Here is an 18,556-nt window from a genome sequence, read left to right as displayed (position 1 = left end):
GCGACGTGTTCCGGCTGAGAGTTGGAGGATCGCGCCGAGGTTCGCTTGACACAATGATGCCAAAGCATCAAACCCTGATCAGGCTCGGCAAGGCCCGCTGTCGTCAGGTGTCCAGGTGCCCATCGAGAAACTGCAGCAGACGGCGCTGCATCAGTTTGCCAGCATTGCCCAGACAGGCGATAGGCGACCCGCGTAGCCCTTCTTGAGAAAACTCAGCCGCTTCACCCGCCATAGCCAAGGGGCAGTCGAGGCTCAGCGCAAGCTTGGACAATTGCTTTAGCAAAGTTGCATTGGCCGGAACGTTGGAATACAGGACCAATGCGCGCGGGCGCACCTTTTCGCAGATCAGCGTCAGCTCATCCAGTGGCTGGCCGATGGCCAAAACGCTGGCGGCTACCTCGTCGCTGGAAAGCAACAGACCGGCAACCAATAATTCCAGTTCGCGGCATTGACCAGGGACAGCCGCCAAAAGCACGCGATCTTGCGCCTGGGCTCGGGCCAGTTGCAGTCGTTGCAACACGCGAGCACGCAGGAAGTTGTCGAGGAAGAGCCACTCGCTGGTTTGACCGAACTCATCCTGGCGCACCAGCAACTGTTGCCATAACGGCAACAGCACATCCCGAAATACCACCGGTAGTGGGTAGGTCGAGAAGACCTGTCCATAGACCTGATCGAGGCGGCTCTCGTCGAAACTGCTCACTGCCCGCTGCACCTGAGCCTGCCATTCACCCCACTCGCCGGCGACGGCTTCCTGCTGCTCCGGCGGCACCGCCGCTCGGGTTGCAGCGCTGCGCGACAGGATGCTGCCCACCTTGCTCACGGCTACCCCACGCTCCGTCCAAGCCACGATGCTGCGCACCGCATCGATATCAGCCATCGAATAGAGACGATGACCGCTTTCAGTGCGAGTCGGTTGAATCAAACCATAGCGGCGCTCCCAGGCACGCAAGGTGACAGGATTGACGCCCGTCAGGCGTGAAACCTCTCGGATCGGGAACAACTCTTCCTGCTTGAGGGATGAAGACGAAAGCAGCGAAGAGGCACGGGCAAATTCAGTCATGACGCGCACAGCTCATGCAGGGGAATGGGCGCATTGTAACTCAGGGCTTGCAGGCATAGGCTGTACAGAAGTTATACACGTACAGGATTATGCAATGTCTCCTAAGCTGCCGCTTACGCTCTATGTTGACGGTGCCTGCCCGCTCTGCGCCCGCGAGGTCATATGGCTACGGCGTCATTCCACACAAGAGCGCCTGCGCCTGGTAGACATCAGTTCGCCTGGTTTCGTTAGTGAGGAGCGATCCCTTGACCAGCTCCGCAGCAAGCTACACGCGCGCAGCGCCGACGGGCATTGGATTACTGGTCTTGACGCGACCTACTGGAGCTGGCGCGCGGCAGGGCTTGGCAAATGGGCCGCGCCTTTGGGTTGGCGGCCGTTACGGCCCTTGCTCCTGCTCGCCTATTGGCTGTTCAGCCTGGCGCGACCTCATCTAAGCTGGCTACCCCATCCCGGCGGCAGCAGCCGTTGTACGGACCGTTGCGATCCTTTTTGACACCTTGCCACCCAGCGAACCTCTACAGACATCGATTCTTATCCATGCTGCATTGTTCGTCCCAACGCGTCACTAAAGACGTCGGAGACAAGACATTTCAGCGGTTCAGGCTCTGATCTCATGGCGCTAGGCTACTGCAATTTTCTTGTACAGATAATTTATTTGGTATAGCTTTGCACCACCAGCGAAGCTGAACAGTCCATCTTGCCCTTGACACCTTCGCCTGTCCTAAAAACGTAGGGTTTGCCTACGGATGGCTTCCCAGAGGATCCACCATGAACGAACTACCCGGCCATTTTCACCAAATACTTCTGGGGGTCGGTGAAGACCCGCAGCGCGAAGGCTTGCTCGACACCCCAAAGCGCGCCGCCAAGGCCATGCAGTACTTGTGCAATGGATACGGCAAGAGCCTGGAGGAAGTGGTCAACGGCGCCCTTTTCGCCTCGGACAGCGACGAAATGGTGATCGTCCGTGACATCGAGCTCTATTCGCTCTGCGAACACCACATGCTGCCCTTTATCGGCAAAGCACACGTGGCTTACATCCCGACCGGCAAGGTGCTCGGCCTGTCCAAGATCGCACGCATTGTCGACATGTACGCACGCCGTTTGCAGATTCAGGAGAACCTCACCCGCCAGATCGCCGAGGCGATTCAGGAAGTGACTCGCGCGGCTGGAGTTGCGGTGGTCATCGAAGCCAAGCACATGTGCATGATGATGCGCGGGGTTGAGAAGCAGAACTCGCTGATGAACACCTCGGTGATGTTGGGTGCCTTCAGGGAATCCTGTACCACCCGAATGGAATTCCTGCAGCTGATCGGGGGGAATCGCTGATGCCTCGTCTGGAACCCGGCATGGCTCGGATCCGGATCAAGGATCTACGTCTGCGCACCTACATCGGCATCAACGAGGATGAAATCCTCAACAAGCAAGACGTGCTGATAAACCTGACGGTGCTTTACAAGGCCGCCGATGCGGTTCGCTATAACGACATAGACACCGCACTGAACTACCGGACCCTGACCAAGGCGGTCATCTCTCACGTCGAGCACAATCGGTTCAGCCTGCTGGAGCGCATGACTCAGGAAATCCTGGACCTGGTTATGCGGCTGCCGAGCGTTGAGTACGCCGAGGTCGAGGTGGATAAGCCACATGCGCTGCGTTTTGCCGAATCGGTTTCCATCACCCTCGCTGCCAGCGGCGGGCGGCGCATTTCTTGAACACTACCTGCGTCAGCTGATGGGCTATCCAGCCCTCGCCAGCGCTTTTTCTATCGCCGGTATCAGAGCTTCTGCTCCGCCCCAGAGGCTGCGGGTTGGCTGGGGCCGCGCCGAGACGCTCGGTCTGTGCCTACCGTCTCGCACTCGAGCTGACGACCGCTACTTCACAACCACTAGCCCAGCCGTTTAGCGAGCACTGCGGCAGCGGAACGACGGTGCGAGCGCCGTACGCTTTCCTAGGCACCGTGAGTAGTCAACCGACTTGCCAACGGGCGTAGCAGCCTCGCTACAAAAAGCCTTGTGCCAGCTCTCAGGTAGTTGTTCTAGAATGCCGAGAAACGCACAAGAGACACCCTGATGATCAATGCCAAACTGCTGCAACTGGTAATCGAAGCCTCCAACGACGGGATCGTGGTCGCCGAGCAGGAAGGCGACGACAATATCCTGATCTACGCCAATCCTGCATTTCAGCGCCTCACGGGCTATGAGGTCGACGACATCCTCTACCAGGACTGCCGCTTCCTGCAGGCGGACGACCGTGACCAGCCGGGTCTTGCGGCGATTCGCGAAGCGGTTCGAAGCAACACCCCCTGCCGCCAGATTATCCGTAACTACCGCAAGGACGGCAGTGCCTTCTGGAACGAACTGTCCATTACGCCGGTGTTTAACGAAGGGGACCAGCTCACCTATTACATCGGCATCCAGAAGGACGTCACCCCTGAAGTCGAAGCCAAGCAACGGGTGCGTGAGCTTGAAGCCGAAGTCCAGCAACTCCGGGAGCAGCTTTCGGCGCTCCAGAGCTAACCAGTGTGCCGCGTATCTGCCTGTGCTCCGTGGTACTTCAGCCTTCATCACGGCTGCCGATAAGACTGGTATGTGCTTCAACCTGAAGTTGCGGCAAGACTTGTGACCGGAAAGTGCATTTATTGATGCAGACTGCTGGGAAAACACGAATAATTGCCATCTGCCATCACATTCCTGCCAACTTGGACGGCAGCTGAATTCGGGTTCGCTTCTTTGACTTCCTATGCTTTCGTTGAAAACGCAACGGTGCTGCTTGCGCTTTGCTGGCTGCTATCGGTTACCGCGCGTCATTGGGGCCAGAGCCACCAGATATGGGCGCAATGCACGGCCGGCATCTGGTTCGGCGGTGCCTGCATCGTTGGCATGCTGATGCCCATATCCGTGCAGGATGGTGTGATCTTCGATGCACGCACTGTCGTGCTGAGCATGGCAGCCTTGTTTGGAGGCCCGATCGCCGCGGGTATCGCGGGGTTGATTGCCGGCGCCTATCGGCTCTGGGTAGGTGGTTTAGGCGTCTGGGTCGGGTTGATCAACGTACTGCTGCCGATCGCCCTTGGCCTTGTCTACCGCCATTTCCATCGCCGTGGTCAGATCGCCGTCGGCAGCTGGCAGCTACTGCTCTTTGGCCTGGTCCTGCATGGCGGTGTCGTAGCCTCACTGTTGTTGTTACCGGCTCAGCTTGTCGCACCTACGCTCGAACAGGTTGCGGTGCCTATGTTGCTGGTGCTGCCAACAGCGGTAATGCTATTGGGTCTGCTATTGGCCGATCTGCTCAGACGTGATCAGATCGAACGCGCAATGCATCTCAGTGAGGCACGTTTAAGGGCCATCACTCAGGCGATCCCCGATGTGCTGTTGGTGCTTGATGAAGACGGTCGTTACCTAGAAGTGATCGCCAACGACTCGTCACTGCTTCAAGGAGGCAACCAAAACCTGATCGGTAAAACGGTGGAGGATGTGCTCCCTCCCAGCCAGTCACAACGCTTCCGCGAACTGATTCGTGACACGCTTTCCAGCGGCACACCCGGCCTGCTCGAATATTCCATACAGACCGCAAACGGGTTGAAGATATTCGAAGTTCGCGCCCAGCGCTTGCCACTGGCGCAACCGTACAAGCCAGCCGTGGTGTGTTTGAGCCGTGACATCAGCGAGCGTGCCAAAGCCGAACAGGAGCGTCGCATCGCCGCAATCGCGTTCGAATCCCAGCAGGGCATGATCATCACCGACGCCAAGAACCGCATCCTGCAGGTCAACCAGGCATTCACCGAAATCAGCGGCTACAGCGCAGACGAAGCCATCGGACAGGACACGCGCCTACTCGCCTCCGGTCGCCACGCGCCCGATTTCTACCTGACCATGTGGCGCAGAATCCAGCAGACCGGGGCGTGGCAGGGCGAGATCTGGAACCGCCGCAAGACGGGCGAGGTATACCCCGAGTGGCTGTCGATCAGCACCGTGCTGGACGCCCAAGGCGTTGTATCCAACTACGTGGCGGCCTTTACAGACATTACCGAACGCAAGCAAGCCGAAGAGCGCATTCATAATCTCGCGTTTTACGACCCCCTGAGCGGCCTGCCCAACCGTCGCCTGTTGCTCGATCGCCTCAAGCAGGCCCTGGCAGCCACTGTACGCAGCCAGCATTACGGCGCGCTGATGTTCATCGATCTGGATAACTTCAAGAACATCAATGATCTTCATGGCCACCAGGCCGGCGACCAATTGCTCTGCATGGTGGCCGAACGCCTGAGCGGTGAGGTCCGTGGCATCAACACCGTTGCCCGCCTCGGCGGCGACGAATTCGTGGTCATGCTCGAAGATCTGGATGCCAAGGCGGAATACGCAGCAGCCCAGGCCGAGCAGATAGGCGAAAGGATTCTGTCGGCATTGGGCCAGCCTTACCGACTGGGCGCCCTGTTGCTGCACAGCAGCGCCAGCATTGGTGTGGTTTTGCTGAACAGCAATGACGGGGACGCAGAAGAGCTGATGAAGCGCGCCGACATGTCGATGTACGAAGCCAAACAGGCCGGCAAGAACGCCCTGCGCTTCTTCGACCCGCGCATGCAGCAGGCTGTACAAGAACGCCTGCGCTTGGAAGACGAAATCCGCCGCGGCCTGACAGCCGGCGAGTTCGTGATTCATTTCCAGCCCCAAATTGAACGCCATCGTGGGATCGTCGGTGCTGAAGTTCTGGTTCGCTGGCAGCATCCGCAACGCGGCTTGCTCAGCCCGTTCCACTTCATCGGGCCGGCCGAAAGGGCCGGGCTGATCGAAACACTGGATTTCGTGGTGCTGACCCAGGCCTGCGAACAGCTCGCCGCTTGGGCCAAACAGGCACGCTGGGCGACGCTGACGCTTGCGGTCAACTTGAGTGCAAGCCTGCTCTACCAAGCCGATTTCGTGGATCGTGTACTCGCGTTGCTCGAACGCACCGGTGCCGATCCGCGACTGCTCAAGCTTGAAATCACCGAATCCCTGTTGCTCGATGACATGGAAGAAGCGGTGGTCCGAATGAGGACGCTGAAGCAGCACGGCATTCGGTTCTCGATCGACGACTTCGGCACAGGTTATTCGTCCATGGCCTACCTGCAGCGGTTGCCGCTCGACCAACTGAAAATCGACCAGTCGTTCGTTCGTCAGCTGGTCGATGACGTCAGCAGCCAGACCATCATCCGTGCCACCTGCGCGCTTGCCTCCGGGCTCAATCTGGAAGTGATCGCCGAAGGGGTCGAAACGGAAGAGCAGCGGTCACTGTTGGTCGCCAATGGTTGCGACATGTTCCAGGGTTATCTGTTCAGCCGTCCCGTGCCGCTAGAAGCGTTCGAAGCGCTGGAGCTCGAACCCGTGGCGTGAGGGTCGCATTGGCGTACCCCACGCTGAGATGGGCCGCTTACAGCGCCAGCGGGGCCCGGCGACACAGGGTGACCAGCGCCTGCACCCACTGCTCATGGGTGTTCAGGCAAGGGACCAGCTGTAGATCCGTTCCACCGGCCGCAACGAACTGTTCGCGGCCTCGATCACCGATTTCCTCAAGCGTTTCGATGCAGTCGGACACGAACGCCGGGCACATCACCAGCAACTTCTTTACGCCCCTGGCCGCCAGTTCTTCCAGCTGCGCCTCGGTATAGGGCTCGATCCACTTGGCACGCCCCAGTCGTGACTGGAATGACACCGACCACTGTTCGGGTTGCAAGCCGGCACTTTCGGCAAATGCCGCTGCGCTCTGAATGCACTGCGCGCGGTAGCAGCTGGCGAGCACCGCGCCTTCGGCACGCTGGCAGCAATCATCGGTTTTCAGGCAATGCGCTCCTGTCGGATCCGTCTTGCGCAAATGCCGTTCAGGCAAACCGTGGAAGCTCAGCAGAAGGTGGTCGAACGGTTGTTCCAGGTGCGGTTGGGCGCTTGCAACTAACGCTTCGAGATATTCCGGCTGGTCAAAAAACGGCTGCAGGATGGACAGCTGAATGTCGAGGCCGCGCTCGCGAATCACCCGCCGTGCCTCTTCGATGACGGTGGTCGTGGTGCTGTCCGCGAATTGTGGATACAGCGGCGCCAGGGTGACCTGCCTGATGCCCTGCCCTGCCAATTTCACCAGCGAGCGCTCAATGGACAATTCGCCATAGCGCATCGCCAGCTCGACCGGGCCCTCTTTCCAATACGGCCGAACAGCGTCGGCCAGGCGTTGGCTGAGCACCACCAGAGGTGATCCTTCCGGCCACCAGATGGACGCATAGGCATGTGCCGACTGTTCCGGGCGCTTGATCAGGATGAGCGAGACCAGCAGCCGGCGAACGGGCCAAGGCAGGTCGATGACATAGGGGTCCATCAGAAACTGATTGAGATAGCGGCGAACATCAGCTACTTCAGTGGACGCCGGAGAACCCAGATTGACCAACAACAACGCCTGCTCAGACATGCACATTTCCAACTACTGATTTAATGGATCGCGCCGCAACCCTCGGGTCGCGACGCTATTTTCACACAGCGGTCACGCCTTGCGCAGGTCTGCCAATGCCGCATCCAATGTCACGAAACGAAACTGAAATCCTGCGACCTGCAATCGCAGCGGTCGCACTTTTTGCCCACCAAGGATCAGCCCGGAAAGTTCACCCAAACCGACCTTCAAGGCCAGCGCAGGCACAGGCAGTATTGCCGGACGTCCCATGCTCGCTGCGAAGGCTTTAGCAAACTCGGCATTGCGTGCCGGCTGTGGTGCGCACGCATTGTAGGGGCCGCCTGCTTCGGGTTGGTGTAATAGAAAATCTATCAGGCCGATCTGATCGTCTATGTGAATCCAAGGCATCCACTGACGGCCATTGCCCTGCCTACCGCCAAGCCCAAGCGCGAACAGCGGCCTGAGACGCTGCAGAAAACCGCCTTGAGATGCCAGCACCAAGCCGGTCCGGATCAGGACCACGCGAATGCCCAACGACTCCGCTCGCATGGCACTCTCTTCCCAGGCCGCACACAGCTGGCTAGCGAAATCGTTGGTAACCGGACTGTCGTCCTCGCTCAGTTCTCGCTCACCACCGTCGCCATACCAACCGACCGCCGAGCCGGAAATCAGCACCCTTGGTTTGTGCTGCCGTGTCGCCAGCCATTCCACCAGTTGCTCGGTCAATTTGATGCGACTGTTCCACAGCAGCAAACGACGGGACTTGGTCCAGGGCCGATCGGCAATCGGTGCACCTGCCAGGTTGATAACCGCATCGAGTTGGACTTGATCGAGTTCGCACAGCTCGCCAATGCCTTTCACTGACTCGCCGCAGCGCTCCGCCACTTGCTCGGGCGACCGACTCCAGACCCAGAGCCGATGTCCCTGTGGCAACCAGTGTTTGCACAGCGCCCGACCAATCAGACCGGTCCCGCCGGTGAGCAAAATGTTCATTGCAGCCTCCGCATCTCAGCTGTGGGCCCGCCCCGATCACTCAGCGGGCTGCTACATTCTGATGTAGCACCTGTACAGAAATCAATTACTGTATAACTTGGTACTGCAAGCGTAGTCTATGTACAACTGCTAAACAGGCTGCCAATGCTATTTCAGTCCTTTTTTCCGGTGTCCGGTCGTTATGAATCGATTCAATCCAGACAAGCTGCTGCTTTCCAAGTGGACGTCCACTAAGCCCCAAAACAAGGAAAAGCACTTCCTCATCACGGAGCTGTTACGGGATGAAAACGAAGTTCTGCTGCAAGTTGAGCTTCAGGCTGTCCTCACTCAGCGGAGTCAGTGGATCGACTGGAAGGTCCTGCGCGACGATCAGCAATGGCTGTTCGGGTGGCGTTGAAAATAAGTGGCTAGCCGGCGGCGGCAGCTCCATCGGGAAATCCTGTACAACAAGTATTGACGTGTACAAGTAATCACTTATGATGGCCTCATACTGTACAGAAAACCTTACCTGTACAAGTGCAGCGAGGTCGATCACATGCCTAATAGCTCTCGTCCCCCTATCAAAGTCGGTATCAGCGCCTGCCTACTGGGCAGTCCGGTGCGGTTTAATGGTGGCCATAAAGAATCGCGTCTATGCAGCGAAACGCTGGCCAAGCATTTCGAATTCGTGGCGGTCTGCCCGGAGGTCGCCATAGGCCTCGGCACGCCACGTGAGCCCATCCGCTTGGTCGGTGATCCGGACAGTCCTCGCGCAGTGGGCACCGTGCACCCGGAGCTGGACGTGAGTGAAGCCTTGACCGCGTACGGCAAGCAGATCGCCCGTGAACTGAGCGATATCAGCGGTTATATCCTGATGCAGAAATCCCCCTCCTGCGGGATGGAGCGGGTCAAGGTCTACCAAGCCAATGGGCATCCTATCGACGGCGGCGGCTCCGGCCTGTTCGCTCATGCGCTGATGGAAGCGCGACCAGACCTACCCATCGAAGAAGACGGTCGGCTGAACGACCCCGTGCTGCGAGAAAATTTCCTCACAAGAATCTTTGCCTACGCCGAATGGCAGCGATTGCTCGAAGCCGGACTCACCCGCAAGGCGCTGGTCGAGTTTCACTCGCGACACAAGTATCAGCTGATGGCGACCAACCCTGTGCAGTACAAAGCCCTCGGTCGTATGGTCGCGACGGTCGGCATAAAGCCGCTGGATGAGTTTGCACCGATCTACTTCAGCCAGCTGATGGCCGCGCTCAAAACTACTGCGTCTCGTGGCACTCACAGCAATGTGCTGCAGCACCTGAGCGGGTACTTGAAGAACGACCTGTGTGGCGACGACAAGCAGGAACTGCAGCGCCTCATCAGCCAATACCGCGAGGGCATCGTGCCGCTCGTCGTCCCGATGACGCTGCTAAAGCATCATTTCCGCCGTCATCCGGATCTCTACGTGGCCAGCCAAGTTTATATGCAGCCGCATCCCGAAGACCTCAGCCTGCGCAACGGCATCTGAACATGACCCTGATTGTTGATGACAACATCGATCTGAGCGGTGAAGACGGCTGGTTCCCGATCAGGGAGGTCGCGCGCCTTACCGGAGTCAATCCGGTCACGCTGCGGGCCTGGGAACGACGCTACGGACTGATCGTGCCGCGTCGCACACCCAAGGGCCACCGGCTCTATGAGGATAGCCACGTCAAGCGAATCCAGAGCATTCTCAAATGGCTCAATCGGGGCGTAGCAGTCGGCCAGGTCAAGCAGCTACTGGACGCTCGTCAGAGTTTCAATCTCAACGAGCACAGCCCATGGGGCGGTCTGCAGGACCAGATGTTCCTAGCCGTCACCGAACTCTCCGAACGACAGCTCGACGACAGTTTCAACCGTGCGATTTCGCTGTATCCGCCATTGACCTTGTGCAAGCACCTGCTGCTGCCCCTGCTACTGAGCCTCGAACAGCGCTGGGCCAGCTCTTTCGGCGCGGAAATCGAGCGAGGATTGTTCTGTTCGTGGCTGCGAACCAAGCTCGGCACTCGCATCTATCACAGCAATCGTCAGCATGGTGGCGCACCGCTGCTGCTGACGACCCTGTGCGATCAGCGCTTCGATCCGGGGCTGTGGCTCAGCGCCTGGCTGGTGTCCAGTGCAGGTTGCGCTGCCGAGGTGATCGAGTGGCCTTTGCCACTGGCGGAACTGCCACTGGCCCTGGAGCGAATCAAGCCGCGGGGGCTGCTGTTGTATGCCAGTCAGTCCCTCGACAGCGGCTACCTCAAACGGCATCTGCCGCGCCTGGCCGACCCGCAAGACATGCCGCTGCTGTTGGCAGGCCCGGCAGCCAGCATTCACTTTGCTGAACTGCGTGACATACCCGGTCTGACCCTCGCCATTGACCCGCTCGCCGCGCTCGAAGCCCTGCAGGCTGGGCCGCTGCTTGAAAACCCCAAAGGGTATCTGGAATGAACCAGCTTCTCTGGCTACGCACCGACTTGCGCGTCAGTGACAACAGCGCCCTGGCAGCGGCGATGAGCGCAGGCCCCACGGTGGCGCTCTATCTGATCACACCCGGCCAATGGCTCGCCCATAACGATGCGCCGTGCAAGGTCGATTTCTGGCTACGCAACTTGGCTGAGCTGTCGGTACGCCTCTCAGAACTGAACGTTCCTTTGCTGATCCGCACCGTTCATGACTGGCAGGCGGCCCCAGCTGTGATTGCTGATCTTTGTCGCACCCATGAGATCGGCACCCTGCACGTCAATGACGAATACGGAGTGAACGAGCAACGACGTGACGAGGCCGTCGACGAAGCACTTCGAAAAACGCCCACGGTCATGCGTCGGCACCTCGATCAGCTTCTGTTTGCACCAGGGAGCATCACGACGCTGTCGGGTGGTTACTTCAAAGTCTTCAGCCAATTTAGAAAGGTATGTTATGCGCGGCTGACACAATCCCTTCCTGGCTGTTTGCCCGTCCCGGATCGTCAGGCCTCGCTGCCGATTGCCAGAGACTCGGTGCCTCAAGCAGTCGATGGCTTCGGCCAGCCCAGCGACTATCTGCGCTCGCTGTGGCCGGCGGGCGAAGATTTTGCCCAACAGCGCCTTGCGCAGTTCGCCGAAGACGACATGGCCGAGTATGAACAGCGTCGTGACGTTCCCGCCGAGCCTGGCACCAGCCAGATCTCTGCCTATCTGGCAGCAGGCGTCGTTTCCCCTCGGCAATGTCTGCATGCCGCATTGAGGACAAATCACGGTGAACACGACAGCGGTAATCCCGGTGCCGTCACCTGGATCAATGAGCTGCTCTGGCGCGAGTTCTACAAACATATCCTGGTGGGCTACCCACACGTCTCGATGAGCCGAGGCTTCCGCCGCGAAACCGACGCGCTGCCCTGGCGGCACGCACCTGAGGAGCTGGCCGCCTGGCAGCAAGGCCGAACTGGTTTTCCGATCATCGATGCGGCGATGCGCCAGTTGCTGGCGACCGGCTGGATGCATAACCGCCTGCGCATGATCGTCGCCATGTTTCTAAGCAAGAACCTGCTCATCGACTGGCGTGAAGGAGAGCGATGGTTCATGCAGAACCTGATCGATGGCGACCTCGCAGCCAACAATGGCGGATGGCAGTGGAGCGCCTCGACGGGAACCGACTCGGTGCCCTATTTCCGACTGTTCAATCCGCTCAGTCAGTCCGCCAAGTTCGACCCAGATGGTCGTTTCCTGCGGCGTTGGCTCCCAGAGCTGGCCGGCCTGGACAAGCGCGCAATTCACAACCCCGCGAAATTGAACGGGCTGTTTACTGCCGTCGACTACCCGCCCCCGATCATCGACCTGGCGATGAGCCGTGACCGCGCGCTTACGGCTTTCAGGCAACTGGGAGAGGCGCTGTGAGCAGCTTTCTGCAGCAATTCTCGGCCAAATTCGCACAGCTCAATGCCCGGAACCTCGACCGTTTGGGTGAGCTCTATGCAGAAAACGTCCACTTCACAGATCCGCTGCATGAAATCTGCGGGCTGGCCGAACTGCACGGCTATTTCGCGGAGCTTTACGCCAATCTCATTGTCCTCGACTTCGCATTCTTCGCCTTCGACGAGGTGCGCGAAGGCGAAGGCTATCTACGCTGGATCATGAGTTTTCGTCATCCTCGCCTCAATCAAGGCCAGCTCATTAGCCTGGAAGGCTGCACCATGCTGCGCTGGAACGCTGCAGGCAAAGTGGTGCGTCATCGCGATTACTTCGACGCCGGCGCCCTGCTTTATCAACACGTTCCCGTCGTTGGCCCGATGATTCGCTGGCTGCATCGGAGGATCGCGTGAACCCGGAGCGATGCCTCTGGCTCGTCCCATAGGGCCAGCGTATCCCGCACCGTTCAACGTCGCGGGCGTGCCGCATGACCTTTGGTTGATCATCCCTCCCTGAAGCACCCCACCTGATTCAAGTCACACATTGCCGCTGAGGCGATGAACGGTCTGATAGCCAGTTCAAACCCAGCCGATACAGCGATGCGCGCCCGAGCGCTCTACGAGAGACAGCCTATGAGCAACACGACCATCACCATGCAAGACCATTACCGCAAGGCCGACCGCATCATGCTCGGCGTGCTGTGGTTTCTCGTCGTATACGCGCTCGGTCTGGCTGCGATGAGTGGCAGCTGGGCACAGGCCATCTTCATTGGTGGCGGTACCGCCCTCGCGATGACGGTGCTCAACGCTTTGATTGCAGGCGAGCGGTTGATGCGTTGCCTCATCGGCGCAGCGTTCATGGTGATGTCAGCGCTGCACATCAACCAGGAACACGGCATGCTGGAAATGCATTTCGGCATCTTCGCCCTGCTCGCGTTTCTGGTGTACTACCGGGACTGGCTGCCGATTGTCGTGGCTGCGGCGACCATCGCAGTGCATCACCTGGCCTTCTTTGCACTGCAGCAACAAGGTGCTGGGGTGTTTTTGATGCCCCAAGGCGATTGGGGCGAGGTATTCCTACATGCGTTCTATGTGGTGCTCGAGAGTGCCATCCTCATTTACTTAGCGGTACGCGCCAATGCCGAAGCGCGCGAAGGCGAAGCACTGCTCCGCGCTGCGGCAGAGATCACCCGCAATCCAGAACGGATCGACCTAAATCAGCGCTCAGCTGCCAGTGGTCCTGTGGGCGAGCGGTTCAATCACTTGCTCGATCAACTGTCCGAACTGGTGAGTGCGGTGGTTGCGGATGCGCGCGGCCTCGATGGAACGGCTGGCAGCCTGAACACCGCCACCCGGCAGATGCGTAACGGTGCCGACCTGCAACTGGGTGAAACCGCACAGATGGTCGATGCGATGCAGCAGATGTCAACCGCCATCGAGGAAGTTGCTGGCCATGCTGATCGGGCCTCACAGGCGGCGCAGGCTGCAAACACGAAGGCGGGACAGGGGCGCCGATCGGTCCTGACCAGCCGTGAGGAGATCACCCTGCTGGCACAGCGCATCGACGGCACCGACGAAGCCATGCAAGACCTGGCCGCACAGTCCGAACAGATTGGGCGCGTGCTGGAAGTGATCCGCAGCATTGCTGAGCAGACCAACCTCCTGGCCTTGAACGCCGCCATCGAAGCCGCTCGGGCCGGTGAACAGGGGCGAGGTTTTGCGGTGGTTGCCGATGAGGTGCGTAACCTCGCGCAGAAAACGGCGACCTCTACCCGCGAGATCCAAGAGATCATCACGCGCCTGCAGCACAGCAGCCGCAAAGCAGCCGAATCGATGCAGGACAGCCGTCTGAGCGTGGCCCGTTGCGTCGGCGACAGTCAGCAAACTACGACGCTGTTGGAGTCCATGGCGCAGGAAATCGAAGCTATCAGCCATATGAACGAACTGATAGCCGCCGCCACCCACGAGCAAACCGCGGTTTCTGTGGATATTGCCAGCCACCTGCAGAGTGTTCAGCAGATTGCCGAACAAAATGCGGTGGATGCCAACCAGCTGGAGCAGGACAGTGCCGGGTTGAGTGCACTGGCCTCTCGTCTGGGCACACTCAGCGGTCGCTTCTCCACTCGTTGACCGAATTCGTCAGGGCTCCAGTTGAACACTGGCTCCCTGAGGCCATCGCGTGCTTTGCGCATTCACTGAAACATCAGCCAGACATTTGCCCTGTCGTAGGTCCTCAATCAGTTGCATGTAACGGGTTTCCAACACGTTTCCAGGGATGGAGCCTGACCAGTCGAAGTGGCCGAGCAAGACCCGAGAGAGCATCGCCGCTGGTGGCATATCAATGCCCTCAGTGGTATTGATCGAGGCACGCTTAGCCGCTGATGCAAAGGAGTCAGTCTATGATCCCGGCCCCACTGATCGATGCGCTTCGCCGCGCCAGACACGTCGTGGTTTTCTCAGGCGCGGGCGTATCAGCGGAAAGCGGTATACCGACATTTCGCGACTCGCTCACCGGCCTTTGGGAACGCTTCGACGCGACATCGCTGGCAACGCCAGAAGCCTTCCGAGCTGACCCGGCTTTGGTCTGGGGCTGGTACGAGTGGCGGCGCATGAAGGTGATGCATGCCCAGCCGAACCCCGCTCACCGGACGATCGCCGAATTGGCTCGACACGTCCCCCGTCTCACGCTCGTTACCCAGAACGTCGACGATTTGCATGAGCGCGCCGGCAGCTCAGACGTCATCCATTTGCACGGCAGCCTTCATCAGCCCCGCTGCTTCAGCTGCGGTGAACGCCCAGACACATCGCCAACCATGCCGGACGAGCCCGAAGCTGGCCGCCGTCTGGAACCGCCGTGCTGCATGGCATGCGGTGGTCAGCTGCGCCCAGGCGTGGTGTGGTTCGGCGAGAGCCTGCCAACTGAGGCGTTGAACACCGCTTTCGCTGCCGCTAAATCCTGTGACCTGCTGATCTCCGTTGGCACGTCTGGAATGGTCTACCCCGCCGCCGAGGTTCCGGGCTTGGCCTGGCACGCCGGTGCTGTGGTCGTCCACGTCAATCCGCAACCCCAAACCGATCACAGCGAGCGGGAATTTGCGCTGGCGGGGCCGGCTGGCGAACAGTTGCCACTTCTGATCAAGCAGGCTTTCGCTAAGGAGAGCCCGGGTTAACCGACGATTGAATCCCCAGACAGGTGTCAGCGCCGATGCGTCTTCAACGAGCCAGAGCGTGCCGCGTCATGTCAAAGGCGTAATAACAGCCGTCTGATACGCCTGACGCTGCTTCAGCCGCTCATACCAGCCCTGCAGATGCGGCAGGTCAGGTCGTTCGATGGGCATCTCGAACCAGGCATAGGCGAAACACCCCAGCGGAATGTCGCCCATGCCGAACGACGCGCCTGACAGGTAGGGTTGGTCCGACAGTGTCCGGTCGGCGATCGCCAGCAACTTGCCGCACTCCGCTGTTGCGGCGTGCACCGCAGGCATGTCGCGCTGCTCCTGCGCGGTGCGCACCATGTTCCAGAACACCGTGCGAAACGGCGCAGCCAGGGAAGAGGTGACCCAGTCCATCCACATGTCAGCCTCGGCGCGTTGAGCCGGATCGACCTGCCACAAGATGCCCTCACCGTACTGCGCCGCCAGATAACGAACGATGGCGTTGGATTCCCACATCACCAATTCGCCATCCTCCAGGCAAGGCACCAGCTGGTTGGGATTCTTCGCAATGTAGTCCGCCTCACCAACCACCCCGAAGACTCCGCCGGCATCGACACGGGTGTATTCGATATTCAGCTCTTCCAGGCACCAGAGTGCTTTTTTCACGTTGGTCGAATTAGTCCGGCCCCAAAGTTTCAGCATTCGATGTCTCCCGCGCGTCGATATCGGATTTAAGCGCCCTCACCCTAGCGGCTGACGGCTATCGGCCGCCAGTCGGCCTTACTCACTGCACTTTGCGATGGTCGGCCAGCAGCCGCGTTGCGCCCTGGACTTTCTGGGTATACCAGAGCACCCGGCTAACGCCACGGGTGATCGCCACGTAAGCCAGGCGCAGGCTCTCGTCGGCCATCGCCTGGTCATAGCTGTTACGGAAAAAACCTGAGTAGGCATACAGCGCGTTTCGCAAAGGATGGCGCTCGGCCGGCAAACAATCATCGACGATGATCGCGACCTCGGCCTGCAGGCCCTTGGCGCGATGAATGGTGTAGGTCTTGACCGGCAGCTTGCGGTCCAGTTGCGCCTCGATGGCCCGCAATGGCTCATTGCGCCGGCTGAGTACCAGCACCGCGTTGCGGTCAGCATTCGGGCGAGCGGCTACATGTTCGCATTGGGCCTGGATCTCGCGGATCAGCTCTGGCAGTTGGTTCTTCACATCGAAGCGGGTCACCAGTTTTACGCCATGATCACCCTGTTGCGTCGCCTTGGCCGCCTGGCTGACCTTGGTCTGCTTGAACGTCACCCCGCCCAACACAGCCTCGCCATCGCGGATGACTGGTTCGATTGAGCGGTAGTTGGTTTCCAGCATCAGCACCCTGCTCTTCTTCGATGCGCCGCGGCCAGGGAAGTATTTGTCGAAATCCATGAACAGCTCCGGCGAACTGCCGCGCCAGCCGTAGATCGACTGCCAGTCGTCGCCAATGGCCATCAGGCTTACGGCCTCGCCCTGGCTCGACAGTGCACGGTGCAGCGCCTGCAGCCACTGAACGATCTGCGGTGAGATGTCCTGAAATTCATCGATCAGCAAGTGGCTGAACGGCGTCAAGGCTGCTGACGACACACTGCGGTCGGCCGCCGCAAGACGCTGGGTCAAGGCTTGAAACGCACCGTTGAAGGTGGTCAATCCCTGAGACGCGAGCAGCGCCTGGAAATGCCGCCAGAACAGCACCAAGGCCTCGCTGAAGGCACGTTCCACCGACGAACCCTGCAGTCGGGCGGGTTGCATCTGGTCGATGCGAATGCCGATGCTTTCGATAAACCCAGCTTGCACGTAGAACGCCTCGAACAGCGGCACTGGGGTGAACTCACCGGTCAGCTTGAATACGTCCAGAGGCGCCTTTGGAGAGCGCTTTTTATCGTCTGGCGATGGCAAGCGCAGTAGTTCGTGCACCAGCGTGCGAAAACGATGCTCTGCGGCATAGCAGCTCTGATAAGCCTGTTTGAGCAGTCGCTGTTGCGGCGGACGCATACGTGAAGCGGTCAGGGGGTTATCCAGTTCAAGAGGCGAGGCACCCTTTTCATCCAGTTGTTCGAACCAAACCGGCTTGCCCAGCGTGTCCCTGGCCATTGCTGCCATGGCTGAATGGAAAGTCCTCACGCACTGCTGCGCACTGGCGGGATCGAAATCAAAATTCCAGAAACCCAGCACCCGGATCAGTTGCTCGCGCAGCTGGGTGCAGGATGCATTAGTGAAGGAAATGACGGTTAGGCGCTCTGGCGCGATGCCCATATGGCAGAGCATGAACACCACACGCAACACCAGCGTGGTGGACTTGCCCGAGCCGGCGCCCGCGAAGATGCGGGTCACCGGACTGTCTTCGAGGATCATTGCCCATTGCTCATCCGACGGCGCGCAGATTACGCCAGCCTCTACCGCGCGACCGACACGAAGACGCATCGCCTGAATCTGCTGCTCATCGACCGTCAACTTTGCCGGCCCGTAGATGCCTTCAATGGCCGATTGGCGAGCTTTTGCGCGGGGTTTGGCTGGAGTCGCGGGCCCCGCAGGGGACTTGGTCGTACGGCCGATTTTCGCTGCAGCTGACTTTTTGCTTGTACGCGGCAGCGCCTTTTGGGACACGGCATTCGGCCAGCGCCGCAATAACAGATCCTCTTCCGACTGCAGATAAGCGGAGGTACGAGGAAAACAACGCGCCAAGGCACCCGACACCAGGAGCTTGTAGCGCTTGACGGCAGAGAACATTGAAATAAACAACCAAGGCTTTAACAGGTGGTTGATATGTTACGGGTTTTTCATTGCTGACTGATGGCCGAGCGAGCAATGGTCGCGTCGACGAGCAATCATCTATGCACTCCTGCCTCACCGTCCTTGAGGCGGGTGATGATTCGACGCGCCGGTGTACGGATCAAAAACCGGATGCGACCATTGCTGCTGCGCCCACTGGGCTTACAGGTCACGTTCGGGCTGCGGCGGTCGACTGTTCATCAGAGGCAAGGCACCTGCTGCACCGTTCGGGTACTAAACAACACAGTCATTTATAGCGG

Annotated in this window: 17 protein-coding genes; 12 read left to right on the top strand and 5 right to left on the bottom strand. The window is 59.4% G+C overall.

The features are described 5' to 3' along the window. Window positions 1-103: 103 nt before the first annotated feature. Window positions 104-1,060, bottom strand: coding sequence for a MerR family transcriptional regulator (locus AAGW23_RS09970; protein ID WP_342406330.1), 957 nt, complete (start codon window positions 1,058-1,060; stop codon window positions 104-106). Between the two features lie 94 nt (window positions 1,061-1,154). On the opposite strand from AAGW23_RS09970, the gene AAGW23_RS09965 reads away from it, so the two are divergent. From AAGW23_RS09965 to AAGW23_RS09945, 5 genes are all read left to right on the top strand, one after another. Beyond that, entirely contained in the window at window positions 1,155-1,553 is a 399-nt protein-coding gene (locus AAGW23_RS09965; protein WP_342406329.1) for a DUF393 domain-containing protein, read from the top strand. A 275-nt stretch (window positions 1,554-1,828) separates the two neighbouring features. Further along, window positions 1,829-2,386 carry a GTP cyclohydrolase I FolE gene (gene folE / locus AAGW23_RS09960; RefSeq protein WP_148924327.1) on the top strand — a complete coding sequence of 186 codons (558 nt, stop codon included), beginning with the start codon at window positions 1,829-1,831 and terminating at the stop codon, window positions 2,384-2,386. Then, the gene (folX, locus tag AAGW23_RS09955) at window positions 2,386-2,772 is read left to right on the top strand and encodes a dihydroneopterin triphosphate 2'-epimerase (RefSeq protein ID WP_342406327.1); all 387 of its coding nucleotides are present in this window, start codon (window positions 2,386-2,388) and stop codon (window positions 2,770-2,772) included. Before folE ends, folX begins: the two co-directional genes overlap by 1 nt. Window positions 2,773-3,129: 357 nt before the next feature. Continuing rightward, window positions 3,130-3,576: a PAS domain-containing protein gene (locus AAGW23_RS09950; RefSeq protein ID WP_342406326.1), complete on the top strand. Its 447-nt coding sequence runs from the start codon at window positions 3,130-3,132 to the stop codon at window positions 3,574-3,576. A 213-nt stretch (window positions 3,577-3,789) separates the two neighbouring features. Beyond that, window positions 3,790-6,426 (top strand): EAL domain-containing protein, encoded by a 2,637-nt coding sequence (locus AAGW23_RS09945; RefSeq protein WP_342406325.1) that lies wholly within the window; start codon window positions 3,790-3,792, stop codon window positions 6,424-6,426. A 37-nt stretch (window positions 6,427-6,463) separates the two neighbouring features. Here the strand turns inward: AAGW23_RS09945 and hemH are convergent, their stop codons facing one another. Continuing rightward, window positions 6,464-7,489 (bottom strand): ferrochelatase, encoded by a 1,026-nt coding sequence (gene hemH, locus AAGW23_RS09940; protein ID WP_342406324.1) that lies wholly within the window; start codon window positions 7,487-7,489, stop codon window positions 6,464-6,466. A 72-nt stretch (window positions 7,490-7,561) separates the two neighbouring features. Beyond that, entirely contained in the window at window positions 7,562-8,461 is a 900-nt protein-coding gene (locus AAGW23_RS09935) for a TIGR01777 family oxidoreductase (RefSeq protein WP_342406323.1), read from the bottom strand. A gap of 181 nt (window positions 8,462-8,642) precedes the next feature. Here AAGW23_RS09935 and AAGW23_RS09930 point away from each other — a divergent pair, with 181 nt between their 5' ends. The 7 genes from AAGW23_RS09930 to AAGW23_RS09900 all read left to right on the top strand — a co-directional run bounded on the left by AAGW23_RS09930 (window position 8,643) and on the right by AAGW23_RS09900 (window position 15,508). Beyond that, on the top strand, window positions 8,643-8,858 hold the full coding sequence (locus AAGW23_RS09930; RefSeq protein ID WP_342406322.1) for a TIGR02450 family Trp-rich protein: 216 nt from the start codon (window positions 8,643-8,645) through the stop codon (window positions 8,856-8,858). 138 nt (window positions 8,859-8,996) lie between these two features. Beyond that, on the top strand, window positions 8,997-9,959 hold the full coding sequence (locus AAGW23_RS09925; protein WP_342406321.1) for a DUF523 and DUF1722 domain-containing protein: 963 nt from the start codon (window positions 8,997-8,999) through the stop codon (window positions 9,957-9,959). Window positions 9,960-9,961: 2 nt separating this feature from the next. Further along, a complete protein-coding gene (locus AAGW23_RS09920) occupies window positions 9,962-10,903 on the top strand; it encodes a MerR family transcriptional regulator (protein ID WP_342406319.1) in 942 nt (313 codons plus the stop codon). After that, a complete protein-coding gene (gene phrB / locus AAGW23_RS09915) occupies window positions 10,900-12,327 on the top strand; it encodes a deoxyribodipyrimidine photo-lyase (protein WP_342406317.1) in 1,428 nt (475 codons plus the stop codon). The genes AAGW23_RS09920 and phrB overlap by 4 nt, the downstream gene beginning before the upstream one ends. Continuing rightward, window positions 12,324-12,752 (top strand): nuclear transport factor 2 family protein, encoded by a 429-nt coding sequence (locus AAGW23_RS09910; protein ID WP_342406316.1) that lies wholly within the window; start codon window positions 12,324-12,326, stop codon window positions 12,750-12,752. Before phrB ends, AAGW23_RS09910 begins: the two co-directional genes overlap by 4 nt. A gap of 144 nt (window positions 12,753-12,896) precedes the next feature. Continuing rightward, window positions 12,897-14,468 carry a methyl-accepting chemotaxis protein gene (locus tag AAGW23_RS09905; RefSeq protein WP_425540823.1) on the top strand — a complete coding sequence of 524 codons (1,572 nt, stop codon included), beginning with the start codon at window positions 12,897-12,899 and terminating at the stop codon, window positions 14,466-14,468. 269 nt (window positions 14,469-14,737) lie between these two features. Then, on the top strand, window positions 14,738-15,508 hold the full coding sequence (locus AAGW23_RS09900) for an NAD-dependent deacylase (protein WP_342406313.1): 771 nt from the start codon (window positions 14,738-14,740) through the stop codon (window positions 15,506-15,508). A 66-nt stretch (window positions 15,509-15,574) separates the two neighbouring features. On the opposite strand, the gene AAGW23_RS09895 is transcribed toward AAGW23_RS09900, so the two are convergent. Both AAGW23_RS09895 and AAGW23_RS09890 read right to left on the bottom strand, forming a co-directional pair. After that, window positions 15,575-16,195, bottom strand: a complete 621-nt coding sequence (locus tag AAGW23_RS09895; protein ID WP_342406312.1) for a glutathione S-transferase — start codon at window positions 16,193-16,195, stop codon at window positions 15,575-15,577. Between the two features lie 82 nt (window positions 16,196-16,277). Further along, the gene (locus AAGW23_RS09890; RefSeq protein WP_342406310.1) at window positions 16,278-18,254 is read right to left on the bottom strand and encodes a DEAD/DEAH box helicase; all 1,977 of its coding nucleotides are present in this window, start codon (window positions 18,252-18,254) and stop codon (window positions 16,278-16,280) included. Window positions 18,255-18,556: the final 302 nt, after the last annotated feature.

The sequence above is a fragment of the Stutzerimonas chloritidismutans genome (genome assembly GCF_038562055.1).
GTDB classification, from domain to species: domain Bacteria; phylum Pseudomonadota; class Gammaproteobacteria; order Pseudomonadales; family Pseudomonadaceae; genus Stutzerimonas; species Stutzerimonas chloritidismutans_A.
Note: the sequence above shows the minus strand (reverse complement) of the source record. Positions and strands in the feature narration are given on the sequence as shown.

Excerpts from the sequence above, each read along its gene's own strand:
- AAGW23_RS09970 (WP_342406330.1), bottom strand. The coding sequence starts at position 1,060 with ATGACTGAATTTGCCCGTGCCTCTTCGCTGCTTTCGTCTTCATCCCTC.
- AAGW23_RS09965 (WP_342406329.1), top strand. The coding sequence starts at position 1,155 with ATGTCTCCTAAGCTGCCGCTTACGCTCTATGTTGACGGTGCCTGCCCG.
- folE (WP_148924327.1), top strand. The coding sequence starts at position 1,829 with ATGAACGAACTACCCGGCCATTTTCACCAAATACTTCTGGGGGTCGGT.
- folX (WP_342406327.1), top strand. The coding sequence starts at position 2,386 with ATGCCTCGTCTGGAACCCGGCATGGCTCGGATCCGGATCAAGGATCTA.
- AAGW23_RS09950 (WP_342406326.1), top strand. The coding sequence starts at position 3,130 with ATGATCAATGCCAAACTGCTGCAACTGGTAATCGAAGCCTCCAACGAC.
- hemH (WP_342406324.1), bottom strand. The coding sequence starts at position 7,489 with ATGTCTGAGCAGGCGTTGTTGTTGGTCAATCTGGGTTCTCCGGCGTCC.
- AAGW23_RS09935 (WP_342406323.1), bottom strand. The coding sequence starts at position 8,461 with ATGAACATTTTGCTCACCGGCGGGACCGGTCTGATTGGTCGGGCGCTG.
- AAGW23_RS09930 (WP_342406322.1), top strand. The coding sequence starts at position 8,643 with ATGAATCGATTCAATCCAGACAAGCTGCTGCTTTCCAAGTGGACGTCC.
- AAGW23_RS09925 (WP_342406321.1), top strand. The coding sequence starts at position 8,997 with ATGCCTAATAGCTCTCGTCCCCCTATCAAAGTCGGTATCAGCGCCTGC.
- AAGW23_RS09920 (WP_342406319.1), top strand. The coding sequence starts at position 9,962 with ATGACCCTGATTGTTGATGACAACATCGATCTGAGCGGTGAAGACGGC.
- phrB (WP_342406317.1), top strand. The coding sequence starts at position 10,900 with ATGAACCAGCTTCTCTGGCTACGCACCGACTTGCGCGTCAGTGACAAC.
- AAGW23_RS09905 (WP_425540823.1), top strand. The coding sequence starts at position 12,897 with ATGAACGGTCTGATAGCCAGTTCAAACCCAGCCGATACAGCGATGCGC.
- AAGW23_RS09900 (WP_342406313.1), top strand. The coding sequence starts at position 14,738 with ATGATCCCGGCCCCACTGATCGATGCGCTTCGCCGCGCCAGACACGTC.
- AAGW23_RS09895 (WP_342406312.1), bottom strand. The coding sequence starts at position 16,195 with ATGCTGAAACTTTGGGGCCGGACTAATTCGACCAACGTGAAAAAAGCA.
- AAGW23_RS09890 (WP_342406310.1), bottom strand. The coding sequence starts at position 18,254 with ATGTTCTCTGCCGTCAAGCGCTACAAGCTCCTGGTGTCGGGTGCCTTG.